Below are 12,558 nucleotides of genomic sequence, written 5' to 3' on the forward strand. Positions count from 1 at the left end.
CCGTTGGTCACCCAAAAATACAGCTCGCGAGCAAGATGTTGAAATCTAACACAAGCTCCCCCTCTTCCCTGTTTCTTTCGTAGGAATTTAGCTGAGAAGCTTAGCTGACTTTAACTACGTCATTTAGGACAATTTTGTCTTTTCCAGACTACGCGTACTCCGAGAACAAGGCGGTTTCGCCACTCGAGATATGATCATCTTGGAGAAGTCATAATGAATACTACGATCCGTGAGCTCCTGGTCAAATTTGGAAAGCTCCCTGTCTCTGTCGACCAGGTCGCCGATGATGCCGACCTCTATGCGGTCGGCCTAACGTCTTTCGCTTCCGTGCAGCTTATGCTTGGCATCGAAGAAGCCTTTGATATCGAGTTTCCCGACAATCTCTTGAATCGCAAGTCTTTCGCCAGCATCGCGGCGATCGCAAGGACCGTTGACCAGATCAAAGATAGCCGGAAGGTCGCCTGAATGAACTTTCCGGTCAAAATCGCGCAAGAGGATCTTGCCGCCAGAGCCGCGCGCGTGTCGGCGATTGCGGCAAAGCATGCAGACTCCGTCGATTTTGAAGGGAGGTTCCCGCACGAAGCCGTGGAGGCAATGAGGGCCGAGCGCTTGCTAGGCGTTCAGATCCCACGCCATTTCGGTGGCGAAGGCGCGACGATCGCACAGATCGCCGAGTTATGCTCGATGCTTGGTCAGGCTTGTGCTGCGGCTGCCATGGTCTTCGCCATGCATCACATCAAGCTTTGCAGCCTTGTTGAGCACGGCGGCGAGAGCGAGTGGCATCGGGCCTTCATGCTACGTGTTGCTGCCGAGCAATTGCTGGTCGCGTCGGCAACGACGGAAGGCGGGATCGGCGGCAATCTCAGGAATAGCATCTGCGCGATCGAGGTGGATCGTGACATTTGCCGTCTGGAGAAAGATGCGACCGTCATATCCTACGGCTCCCACGCCGATGCGATCATGGTTACCTCGCGTGCCCACGCAACTGCCGCCTCTTCCGATCAGGTGCTGACCGTCTTTTTGAAGGAGCAGTACACGTTGGAAAAAACGCATACGTGGGACACGCTCGGCATGCGCGGTACCTGCTCGGATGGTTTCCTCTTCAAGGGCGAGGCTGCGGCCGAACAGATCCTGCCGAAGCCTTTCGCAGAGATCGCGGCGCAATCGATGCTGGCATCGTCGCACCTTCTTTGGAGCAGCGTGTGGTATGGCATCGCGGTCGACGCGGTTGGCCGTGCACAGGCGTTCGTGCGCGCCGCAGCGCGCAAGTCGCCGGGTACGCCACCGCCCGGAGCCTTGAGGCTCGCCGAGGTGTCAAACTTGCTGCAGATGGTTCGATCGAACGTTGTCGCCGGTCTGAAGGCCTACGAGGACGCCAGGAGCGACGCCGACAAGCTTTCTTCCATGGGCTTCGCCGTCACGATGAACAACGTAAAGATTGCCTCATCTGAGACGATCCTCGAGATCGTCAATCACGTGATGCTGATTTGCGGGATCATGGGCTACAAGAACGGCACGCCATTCAGCGTCGGCCGCCATCTGCGCGATGCCCACTCCGCGCAACTCATGATCTCGAACGACCGCATCCTCGGCAATACGTCGAGCATGCTTCTTGTTCACAAGCAGGACACTAGCTTACTGGGGTGACGATATGGACGTGCAGACAACGTTTCTGGACAGGCTCTTCGAATCGGGCCTCTTGATCGATACGGGCGTTGACGGTCTTTACGGGCGCAGCGGACAATTCGAAGACGTGATCGCCGCCTTCGAGCGCCTGATCGACAGGTTCGGCGGCGCCGATGGTGCGGAAGCGATGCGCTTTCCGCCCGGGATGAACCGCGCCTTCTTCGAGAAGAGCGGTTACATGAAGAGCTTCCCGCAGCTTGCCGGCACCGTTCACAGTTTCTGCGGCAGCGAACTCGACCACATCAGCCTCCTTCAATGCATGGAAGTGGGCGATGATTGGACCAAGGATCAACAGGCAACCGACATCGTGTTGACGCCTGCGGCCTGCTATCCGCTTTATCCGACTGTCGCTCGGCGCGGCAAATTGCCGATGAGCGGCGGCCTCTTCGATCTGCAATCCTATTGCTTCCGCCACGAGCCTTCGCAGGATCCTGCGAGGCAGCAGCTTTTCCGCATGCGCGAATATATTTGCATGGGGACCGAGCAGCACGTCACGGATTTCCGTCAACGCTGGATGGATCGCGGCGTCGAAATGATGCAGGCGGTCGGTCTGGACGTGACCATTGATGTCGCGAACGACCCGTTCTTCGGCCGTGCCGGCAAGATGCTGGCCAATAATCAGCGCGATCAGAACCTGAAGTTCGAGCTGCTTATCCCGATCACCTCGGTTGCCAAGCCGACGGCCTGCATGAGCTTCAACTACCACCAGGACGCATTTGGTGCGAAATGGGGCCTGTACCTCGAAGACGAGAGCGTTGCGCACACCGCTTGCGTCGGCTTCGGGCTTGAGCGCATCGCGCTCGCGCTGTTTCATCACCACGGGCTCGAGGTCAAGCATTGGCCTTCCAAGGTGCGTCAAGCGCTGTGGGGCTGAATGAAACGATGAGAGCCGTCTTTCCGCGGGTCCGCCCGGACGGCTATCAACCGCATCCGCTCCATTCCGGCGAGCGCATGTGGCCTGAAACCAATTGCTATGTCGACCTCTGGATCGAAGTGCTGAGCGGCTGCGGTGCAGTACCGGAGGCGATGCTCGGTTTCACGCTCACACAGGACTTCGAGGGCGATCAGTTCACCTTCTTCAAGGTGCCGCTCGAGGATCTCGAGTCACTCTATGACATCCGCGTCACTGAGCTTGCCATTTTCGACCGCGTCGAACGGCATATCGAGGTGCAGATCGCACGCGGGCGCCTTTGCCTGATCGAGATGGACTCGTTCTATATGCCCGATACGCAGGGTACCGCCTATCGGACCGAGCATGGCAAGACCACCGTGGCGATCAACAGGCTCGATCTCACCGGCAAGCGCGTGGAGTATTTCCACAATGGCGGCTATTTCCAGCTTGAGGGTGAAGACTTCGAGGGGCTGTTCCAGCTGCAACTGACGGCGGACGATCCGTCGTTCCTTCCCTACACCGAGTTCGCGAAATTTCCGGTTCGCATGCCGGATACGGCGCATGTCAGCACTATGGCACGCAGGCTTCTAGGAATTCACTTCGGTCGCCGCCCAGTCTCGAATCCGATTCGCGCCTTTGCCGAAGTGTTTCCGCAGCAGGTGGAAGCAGTCGCAGAGCGGCCGTTTGGCTTCTTTCACAAGTACGCATTCAATACGCTGCGCCAGTTCGGTGCCAATTTCGAGCTTGCCGGAGATCACCTGGCTTGGCTTTCTGCGAGCGAATTCGCGTCCGCAATTGAAGACGCGTGCCGAATTTCCGAAGTCGCGAAGTCCGTGCAGTTTCAGCTCGCCCGGGCGGTCACCCGGAAGAAATACGAGCCATTACGCACGGCGCTTGATCCGGCAGCCGATGCGTGGGATTCCATGATAGCTTCTCTCAAGGAGCGCTTGTGAAGCCGGGAGTCTAAGCATGCGGGGACGGTTGGCGAGTGTCGGTGCGGAGGAAACTCTGCTCGCCGAAGGTTGGAATCTGGTTCTGACGGAACCGGGCGCTTGTGCGACGCCGCATGACATTCCGTTGTCCGCGCAGTTTATCGCCGCCGAGGTGCCGGGGACCGTTGCCGCGGCATTGGAGAAGGCCGGGCACTTCGATCGTGAAAACCCGGAGCCGCTCGACACGCGCGATGCATGGTATCTTTGCCGACTTTTTGACGTACAACCCGGCGACGCGCTTCTTCGCTTCGAGGGCTTGGCGACGCTGTGTCATGTTTTCCTCAATGGGCAGGAGATCCTGTCATCGGGAAGCATGTTCACCATGCACGAGATACCGGTGACGCTTTCCGGTGGCGACGAACTGGCGCTTTGCTTCCGGGCGCTGGCACCGCGGCTTGCCGAGCCCGGCCCGCGCGCTCGTTGGCGGCCGCAGATGATCACGCCGCAAGGCTTGAAGAATATTCGAACAACGCTGCTCGGGCGCATGCCGGGTTGGTGTCCGGAAGTTCATGCTGTCGGTCCGTGGCGCCCCATCACGCTTGTCCGGCGCGATGTCGTTTCGATTGACAACGTCTCTGTCCGCGCCGTGCTCGAGGCGGATAACACCGGGCGACTGAGCGTTTCGCTTCATGCAAATGTCAACAATCCGGATCTAGTGCTCCGGTGCGGAGGCGTTCAGCAGACATTCGAGAAGATCGGCGAGAATCACTATTCGGCAATCGTCAGGCTGGAGAACGTCGATCTCTGGTGGCCCCATACTCACGGCGCACAGTGCCTCTATGATTTCTCGATCCTCGTCGACGGCGTTGAGCATCACGCCAGCCGAATCGGCTTTCGGCGCATCGACGTCGACCGCGGAAAAGACGGAGAGGGTTTTGCGTTGTTGATCAACGGCGAGCGCATCTTTTGCCGCGGTGCGGTCTGGACCACGGCGGATATCGTCCGGCTGCCGGGTGGCAAGGCCGACTATGAGCCGTTCCTGCGCCTTGCCGCGCAGGCAGGCATGAACATGCTCCGCATTGGCGGCACGATGGCCTACGAAACGCGGGAGTTCTTTGAGCTCTGCGACGAGCTTGGTCTGCTCGTCTGGCAGGACTTCATGTTTGCCAATTTCGACTATCCGAAGAACGACAAGGCTCTCACTGCGCAAGTCCACGCGGAAGTCGAGGAGTTGTTGCATGCCGTTCAGGGGTGCCCGTCGTTGGCGGTGGTTTGCGGCGGCAGCGAGATCTATCAGCAGGCCGCGATGCTGGGATTGCCGCAGGACTATTGGTCGGGTCCGATCACGGAGGAGATTATTCCGGCGATCGCCGGGCGTATGCGCCCCGACGTCCCCTATGTGCCAAATTCGCCTTCGGGCGGCGCGATGCCGTTTTCTCCGAATGCGGGAGTCACCCACTATTACGGGGTCGGCGCTTATATGCGCACGCTTGACGACGCGCGCCGTGCCAACGTTAGCTTCGCGGCCGAGAGCCTGGCTTTCGCCCATGTTCCACAGCAGCGAACGCTGCAACGCCATCTGGATGTACCGCCGGTCCATAGTCCGCTATGGAAATCACGTGTCCCCCGCGATCGCGGCGCATCGTGGGATTTCGAGGACGTCAGGGATTTCTATCTGGCGGAACTCTATGGCGAGGATCCGGCGCGTCTCCGTCGTGAGGATCGTGATCGATACCTCGATCTCTCCCGCGTCGTCACCGGTGAAGTTGCGGAAGCGACGTTTGCCGAATGGCGCCGGAAGGGGTCGAGCTGCAACGGCGCGCTGGTCTGGACCCTGCAGGATCTAATGCCCGGAGCTGGTTGGGGTGTGATCGATTCAACCGGCGAGCCCAAGCCGGTGTGGTATGCCCTGCGCCGCGCTTTCCGGCCTGTGCAGGTCGTCGTGACCGACGAGGGCACAAATGGCCTCGACGTTCACGTCCTGAATGAGACCGAGCATGCTCTCCAGCTTGATCTCGAGCTGGTTTGCTTGCGGCATGGCAGGCAGCACGCCGTCAGCGGCGGCCGCATTCTGACCTTGGCGCCGAGAAGCTGTGAGACTTTTGCCGCCACTGATCTCTTTGGCGCCTTTTTTGACACGACTTACGCCTTCCGCTTCGGCCCGCCGTCTCACGACGTCACCGTCGCGCGCTTGCGTCTGCCGGACGGAGGTCCTGTGGTCGCCGATGCCTTTCATTTTCCGTTGGGGCGCTCCAAGGCCCTCCACGACGCCGAAATCCAAGTGTCGGTGGCGCCACAGGACGAAGGGTGGGTCGTCGATCTCGCAGCCGACAGGTTCGCCCAGTCGGTCCACCTCAACGTCGATGGCTATCGGCCGGAGGATGATTGGTTTCATCTTGCGCCTGGCGCTAGCAAACGCGTCAGTCTGCTTCCGACGGCTGGAAGGACAGACGGAGAGGCACCCTCGGGTGAGGTCACAAGCCTTGGCGGCACGCGGGCGCTTTCCTTTTGACACCTCCAGCCTGCTCCTTGTTGAGCGGACTGGAACGGCAGTTCAGAAGGCCTTGAAGGTCAGTGTCGTCAGGGAACGCACGATGCCGGGGATGTTGGCGATGTTATCGTTGATGAACTTGCCAATGTCCTGCCCCTCTTCGATGTAGACCTTGAGCAGGAGATCATAGTCGCCGCTCGTCGAATAGAGCTCCGAAGCGCGCTCGGTCTGGTAGATGGCATCGGCGACTTCGTAGGTCTTGCCTGGCGCGCACTGGAGCTGAACGAAAATTGGCTTCATCGGAGTTTCCTGCATCATATTCTGGTTCGGCGCATAATGATCGAAAGCGCCATGTCGGCGCAAGGCTTCAGATCGCGGCTTCTCGAACGATCCAGTCGCGAAATGCATCCAGCGGCGCGTAGTCGGCCCGTTCTGGCGGATAGGCAAGATAGTAGTGCTCGCTGCTTTCCGTTTCGCGATCAACGGCTGCAACAAGGTCGCCGCGTTTCAATTCATCTTGAATCAGGAACGTCGGCAGCAGCGCAACGCCGAGACCGGCCATCGCTGCTTGGGCTGCCGTCGCGAACTGATCGAAGAGCATGCCGTGCACGGTTTGAAAGCTCACGCCGTTGTCCGCAAACCAGCGCTCCCATGCATCCGGGCGCGTCGTCAGGTGCAGCAGCGGGGCTTCGAGTAGATCCTGTGCCGCGTTGATCGCATGTCGGCTGCGGAATTCGGGGCTGCAGGCCGGAATTGTCTTCTCCGACATTAGAAATGTCAGCTCCGCGCCCGGCCAATGAGCGTGGCCGAAGTGAATGGCCGCGTCGATCGAATCGAGCCGGAAGTCGAAGGGTGACAGCCGGGTGACAAGATTGATCGTCACTCCCGGATTGGCGGCAAGGAAACCTCCCAGCCGGGGTGCCAGCCAGCGCGTCCCGAAGGTGGGAAGAATCGCCAGGTTGAGCGTACCACCATGCGGATTGGCACGAAGATTGAGTGATGCGCTCGAAATGCGCCGCAGCGCCTCGCGTATCTCGCGGGCATAGCCGTCGCCGGCCAGCGTCAACCGCACGGTTTGGCGCTCGCGCACGAAGAGTTCGACCCCGAGCTGCTCTTCCAATGCCTTGATCTGGCGGCTGACAGCGCTCTGAGTAAGGTCGAGTTCGCGCGCGGCGGCCGTCACGCTGCCGGTGCGGGATACAGCCTCGAAGGCGATAAGCAGGGACGTCGACGGAAGAAAACGTCGTGATGGCAGCATCAATCATTCCATTTCAGAATAAGCTATTTCCTAAATGTCGATATTTACGCCTTATTCGGCTTTGTAAAGTCATCCATCTGACAGAATCGGAATGAACTGAAAATACGATCGAACTGCCTGTTACGCACTCCTGGCTACGATCGGCAACCTGATCAGCGGTTTAACAAGCAATCGCACGGCGCTAGAATGCCGCCTGCTTAATGGATGGATTTTGATCGATGCTGAACGATCCCCGCTCCCACGGCCTCTGGGAAAAAACCGCTCCTCAGCCGCCCGTGACACCGGCGCTCGCAGGCGCTGTGAACGCCGACGTCGTAGTCGTGGGCGGAGGCTATACAGGCCTTTCCTCAAGTCTCCATCTGGCGGAAGCGGGCTCGAAGGTCGTGTTGCTGGAAGCCAAGGAAATCGGCTTCGGCGGTGCGGGCCGCAATGTCGGCCTCATCAATGCCGGCATGTGGGTCATGCCTGATGACCTTCCCGGTGTTCTCGGCCCGGTCTATGGCGAGCGGTTGTTAGACCTGTTGGGCAACGCGCCGCGGCTCGTGATGGAGTTGATCGACAAGCACGGCATCGCATGCGAGCTTGAACGAAACGGCACGCTTCACGTCGCCGTTGGCGAAAGTGGCTTGAAGGAAATCGAGGATCGCGCGCGGCAATGGGCGGCACGCGGCGCTCCGGTGACGCTGCTGGACGCGGCGGAGACGGCCAAGCGCGTCGGCAGCAGCGCCTATACCGGGTCGTTGCTCGACATGCGCGCAGGCACGCTGCAGCCGCTCGCCTACGCCCGCGGGCTTGCGCATGCGGCCGTCAAGGCTGGCGTTTCAATCCACACGTCGAGCCCGGTCATCGGAACTGAGCGGAAGGGCAATCGCTGGACCGTGAGGACCGCAAAGGGAGAGGTTACGGCCGACTGGATCATCGTGGCGACGGACGCCTACAGCACCGGCCCTTGGGAAGCGGTACGCAACGAGCAGGTCCATCTGCCCTATTTCAATCTTGCAACCCGGCCGCTCAGCGACAATTTGCGCCGCTCGATCCTTGCCGGGCGCGAAGGCGTTTGGGATACGAAGGAAATCCTCTCCTCCTACCGCATGGACCAGGCGGGACGCTTGGTCTTCGGCAGCGTCGGTGCGCTGCGCAACACCGGGCTTCAAATCCACACGGCCTGGGCCAAACGGTCCTTGAAAAAGCTCTTTCCGCAGCTTGGCGATGTCGAGTTCGAATGCGAGTGGTACGGCAAGATCGGGATGACCGACAATGCGCTGCCCCGCTTCCACAGGTTTGCGCCGAATGTTGTGGGCTTCTCCGGCTACAACGGTCGCGGGATCGCGCCCGGCACAGTGTTTGGCCGCACGCTCGCCCAGCTCATCCTGGGGCAGACGACGGAAGCGGACTTGCCACTGCCCCTTACAGCACCGTCCGAACCTAGCTTCCGCGCGGTGAAGGAAATGTGGTACGAAGCCGGCGCCCAAGTGGCCCATTTCGCAGACGCCCGATTTTGAGAACCGAGGTTGACCCCATGACCATCTCTGCACTTGATCTCGCCACTGAGACGAAAAAACTGCTCACGGAACTGGGCGTCCGCGCCGACCGCTATACCGGCGGCACCCTTCGCGTTACCTCGCCGGTAACCGGCAAGGAGATCGGTGCGCTGAAGGAGCATTCTGCCTCGGAAGCAAAGGACGCCATAGAGGCGGCACACAAGGCATTCCTCGAATGGCGGGCTGTCCCGGCTCCGAAGCGCGGCGAACTCGTCCGCCTGCTCGGCGAAGAACTCCGCGCGGCAAAAACCGCACTCGGCCGCCTGGTCTCGATCGAGGTTGGCAAGATCGCCTCCGAGGGGCTCGGCGAAGTCCAGGAAATGATCGACATCTGCGACTTTGCCGTCGGCTTGTCGCGTCAGCTCTACGGTCTGACCATTGCCACCGAACGCTCAGAGCATCGGATGATGGAAAGCTGGCACCCCTTGGGCGTGGTCGGCATCATCTCGGCCTTCAATTTCCCGGTCGCCGTCTGGTCCTGGAATGCTGCCCTGGCGTTGGTTTGCGGTAACTCGACAGTCTGGAAGCCTTCTGAGAAGACGCCGCTGACAGCGCTTGCCGTTCAGGCACTGTTTGAGAAGGCATTGAAGCGGTTCGTTGCCGAAGGGGGCGTAGCACCTTCGAACCTGTCGACGTTGCTCATTGGTGGCCGCGATGTCGGGGAAGTGCTCGTCGACCATCCCAAGGTGCCGCTCGTCTCGGCGACCGGTTCGACGGCCATGGGCCGCGTTGTCGGTCCCCGCCTGTCACAGCGCTTTGCGCGATCGATCCTCGAACTCGGCGGCAACAATGCAGCGATCATCTGCCCAACGGCCGATCTTGACCTGACGCTGCGTGGCGTTGCCTTTTCGGCCATGGGCACGGCCGGTCAACGCTGCACGACGCTGCGTCGCCTGTTCGTGCACGAGAGCGTCTATGACAAGCTCGTTCCACGCCTGCAGAAGGCCTATGGCTCGGTGTCGATCGGCAACCCACTGGAAACGGGGACGCTTGTCGGGCCTCTGATCGACAGGCAGGCCTTTACGAACATGCAGTCGGCTCTTGAGCAAGCGAAGGCTGCCGGTGGCAAGGTTACCGGTGGCGAGCGCGTCGAGAACGGTGCGGGAGACGCCTTCTACGTCCGGCCGGCGCTCGTTGAAATGCCTGTTCAGGCCGGCCCCGTCGAGCATGAGACATTTGCGCCGATCCTCTACGTGATGAAGTACACGGATTTCGATGAGGCTCTGGAACTCCATAACGCGGTGCCGCAGGGATTGTCTTCTTCGATCTTCACGAACGATATGCGGGAGGCCGAGACCTTCGTTTCTGCTCGCGGTTCGGACTGCGGTATTGCCAACGTCAACCTCGGTCCGTCCGGGGCCGAAATTGGTGGTGCCTTCGGCGGTGAAAAGGAAACTGGCGGCGGTCGCGAATCTGGTTCGGATGCCTGGAAAGCCTACATGCGCAGGGCGACGAACACGGTCAACTACGGCAAGACGCTGCCGCTTGCCCAGGGCGTCAAGTTCGACGTCGAATAATCATTGCTGCATTGCAGCCGAAAGGGTGATGACATAACACGTCATCACCCTATTTCGTTTTGCAGGTTGCCATGCATTTCACCCTAGCTGCGGCGGAAACGCTCGTTGTCGATGCCTTGACGCGCAATCGTGTGGACGAGGCCAATGCGCGCTCGGTCGCCAGGGCACTCGTTGCCGCCGAAGCTGCCGGACAAGGCGGTCATGGCCTGCGCCGGGTCGAGGCCTACGCAAAGCAGGCGAAGGCAGGCAAGGTCGACGGATTTGCCAGGCCGCAACTCGAACGGCAGTTTCCCGCCGTCGTGCGCATCGATGCCTGCCATGGCTACGCCTATCCAGCCTTTGATCTTGCCGCTGCAGCGCTTCCGGAGATCGTCAGGGAGCAGGGTATCGCCTTGGCAGCGGTTCATCGTTCGCACCACGCCGGCGTGCTTGCCTTGACCGTCGAGCGCTTTGCGGACATGGGGTTTGTCGCTCTGATGGTTGCCAACGCCACGGCGTCCATGGCCGCCTGGGGCGGGCGCAAACCCGTCTTTGGAACGAATCCGATCGCGTTCGCCGCGCCGATCCCGGCAGCCGACCCGCTCGTTATTGACCTGGCGCTTTCGCGCGTCGCCCGCGGCAAGGTGATGGCTGCGCGCCAGAAAGGCGTCGCTATCCCTGCGGATTGGGCCTTTGACCGCAATGGCCAGCCGACGACGGATGCGGTTGCGGCACTCGAGGGGACGATGGCCCCATCCGGCGAAGCCAAGGGGGCAGCGCTGGCGATGATCGTCGAATTCCTCGCCGGCGCACTGACCGGGGCCAATTTCTCTTTCGAGTCGTCCTCGCTTTTTGACGACAAGGGTTCGGCGCCCGGCCTCGGGCAGATGCTTGTCGTGATCGACCCTGTCGCCAGCGGTGGAAAGGGCGTGGCGGAACGGCTGGCCAGGCTGGTGGACGAGATTTCATCCGACCCCGGAGTGCGGCTTCCGGGGCGTCGCGGCCAGACTGCCCGACGCCAGGCGCTGGAGCATGGCATCGATGTCGAGGACGAAGTGATTGCGACGATCTGCGAGCTCTAGAACGATTCTAAAGTTGATCAATGGTTTCAAGTATTTGTGATATTTGTGCCATCACTAAAACTTGAAATTCCAAATCAACAAAAATATACGGCTCATCATCCCGGGATCCCCGGTGAAACAATGGAGGGCTTCATGACAACTTCCCTTAATCGCCTTTCCGGCGCGCTGGCGCTTGCCGCCTCGCTCGTTGCCGCAACTTCGCTGGCCACCGGCGCCGCTGTCGCGCAGGAATCCGAAGGTATCGTCGTCTACAATGCGCAACACGAGAGCCTCGGGCGCGAGTGGATCGATGCGTTCACCAAGGCAACCGGCATCAAGGTAACGGTGCGCCAGGGCAGCGACATGCAGCTCGCCAACCAGATCGTCCAGGAAGGCGACGCGTCGCCGGCCGACGTATTCCTGACCGAGAACTCTCCGGCCATGACGCTGGTCGATGCCGCCGGCCTATTTGCACCGGTCGACAAGGAAACCCTCGAGCAGGTTCCAGAGCAATATCGTCCGTCTGATGGCATGTGGACCGGCATTGCCGCCCGTTCGACGGTTTTTGCCTACGACAAGACGAAGCTGACCGAAGACAAGTTGCCGAAGTCGCTGCTCGACCTCGCGGATCCGGTCTGGAAGGGTCGTTGGGGCGCTGCGCCTGCTGGTGCTGACTTCCAGGCGATCGTCAGCGCTTTGCTCGAGCTCAAGGGCGAGGAAGCGACCGCGGCCTGGCTCAAGGCGCTCAAGGAAAACTCCACGCCATATAAGGGCAACAGCGTCGCCATGAAGGCGGTCAATGCCGGCGAAGTCGAGGGTGCGGTGATCTATCACTACTACTGGTTCGGCGATCAGGCGAAGACCGGTGAGAACAGCAAGAACGTTGCCCTCCACTACTTCAAGAACCGGGATCCCGGCGCCTTCGTCAGCATTTCCGGCGGCGGCGTTCTGAAGTCGAGCCAGCATGCCAAGGAGGCTCAGACCTTCCTCAAGTTCGTCACCGGCAAGCCGGGCCAGGACATCCTCAAGAACGGCACGTCCTACGAATATGCGGTCGGCAAAAATGCAGCATCGAATGAGAAGCTCGTTCCGCTGGCTGATCTCGATGCACCGACGGTCGATGCAGCCAACTTGAACAGCAAGAAGGTGACGGAACTGATGACTGCCGCCGGCATCATCTAAGTCTTTCTGTCACGGGCCC

Annotated in this window: 11 protein-coding genes; 9 read left to right on the plus strand and 2 right to left on the minus strand. The window is 60.4% G+C overall.

Features of this window, described 5'->3' with window-relative positions:
- Window positions 1–213: 213 nt before the first annotated feature.
- The 5 genes from AC1DPR_RS03280 to AC1DPR_RS03300 are packed head-to-tail and all read left to right on the plus strand — an operon-like array spanning window position 214 to window position 6,022.
- The gene (locus AC1DPR_RS03280) at window positions 214–465 is read left to right on the plus strand and encodes an acyl carrier protein (protein ID WP_018855877.1); all 252 of its coding nucleotides are present in this window, start codon (window positions 214–216) and stop codon (window positions 463–465) included.
- On the plus strand, window positions 466–1,647 hold the full coding sequence (locus AC1DPR_RS03285; RefSeq protein ID WP_018855876.1) for an acyl-CoA dehydrogenase family protein: 1,182 nt from the start codon (window positions 466–468) through the stop codon (window positions 1,645–1,647).
- 4 nt (window positions 1,648–1,651) lie between these two features.
- Window positions 1,652–2,560, plus strand: coding sequence for an amino acid--[acyl-carrier-protein] ligase (locus tag AC1DPR_RS03290; protein ID WP_018855875.1), 909 nt, complete (start codon window positions 1,652–1,654; stop codon window positions 2,558–2,560).
- Between the two features lie 8 nt (window positions 2,561–2,568).
- Window positions 2,569–3,531, plus strand: a complete 963-nt coding sequence (locus AC1DPR_RS03295) for a DUF1839 family protein (RefSeq protein ID WP_018855874.1) — start codon at window positions 2,569–2,571, stop codon at window positions 3,529–3,531.
- A 16-nt stretch (window positions 3,532–3,547) separates the two neighbouring features.
- Complete coding sequence (locus AC1DPR_RS03300; protein WP_477815746.1) at window positions 3,548–6,022, plus strand: glycoside hydrolase family 2 protein; 2,475 nt, start codon at window positions 3,548–3,550, stop codon at window positions 6,020–6,022.
- A 42-nt stretch (window positions 6,023–6,064) separates the two neighbouring features.
- On the opposite strand, the gene AC1DPR_RS03305 is transcribed toward AC1DPR_RS03300, so the two are convergent.
- Together AC1DPR_RS03305 and AC1DPR_RS03310 are read right to left on the minus strand one after the other, a co-directional pair.
- The gene (locus AC1DPR_RS03305; RefSeq protein ID WP_007794587.1) at window positions 6,065–6,301 is read right to left on the minus strand and encodes an Lrp/AsnC ligand binding domain-containing protein; all 237 of its coding nucleotides are present in this window, start codon (window positions 6,299–6,301) and stop codon (window positions 6,065–6,067) included.
- Window positions 6,302–6,368: 67 nt separating this feature from the next.
- A complete protein-coding gene (locus tag AC1DPR_RS03310; protein ID WP_018855872.1) occupies window positions 6,369–7,259 on the minus strand; it encodes a LysR family transcriptional regulator in 891 nt (296 codons plus the stop codon).
- Window positions 7,260–7,477: 218 nt separating this feature from the next.
- On the opposite strand from AC1DPR_RS03310, the gene AC1DPR_RS03315 reads away from it, so the two are divergent.
- The 4 genes from AC1DPR_RS03315 to AC1DPR_RS03330 all read left to right on the plus strand — a co-directional run bounded on the left by AC1DPR_RS03315 (window position 7,478) and on the right by AC1DPR_RS03330 (window position 12,539).
- Window positions 7,478–8,761: an NAD(P)/FAD-dependent oxidoreductase gene (locus AC1DPR_RS03315; protein ID WP_062374004.1), complete on the plus strand. Its 1,284-nt coding sequence runs from the start codon at window positions 7,478–7,480 to the stop codon at window positions 8,759–8,761.
- A gap of 17 nt (window positions 8,762–8,778) precedes the next feature.
- Window positions 8,779–10,317: an L-piperidine-6-carboxylate dehydrogenase gene (gene amaB, locus AC1DPR_RS03320; protein WP_477815747.1), complete on the plus strand. Its 1,539-nt coding sequence runs from the start codon at window positions 8,779–8,781 to the stop codon at window positions 10,315–10,317.
- Window positions 10,318–10,388: 71 nt separating this feature from the next.
- A complete protein-coding gene (locus AC1DPR_RS03325; protein WP_192241238.1) occupies window positions 10,389–11,378 on the plus strand; it encodes an Ldh family oxidoreductase in 990 nt (329 codons plus the stop codon).
- A gap of 132 nt (window positions 11,379–11,510) precedes the next feature.
- Window positions 11,511–12,539 (plus strand): iron ABC transporter substrate-binding protein, encoded by a 1,029-nt coding sequence (locus tag AC1DPR_RS03330; protein WP_026371603.1) that lies wholly within the window; start codon window positions 11,511–11,513, stop codon window positions 12,537–12,539.
- Window positions 12,540–12,558: the final 19 nt, after the last annotated feature.

It is taken from the genome of Rhizobium sp. 01T417 (genome assembly GCF_056398905.1).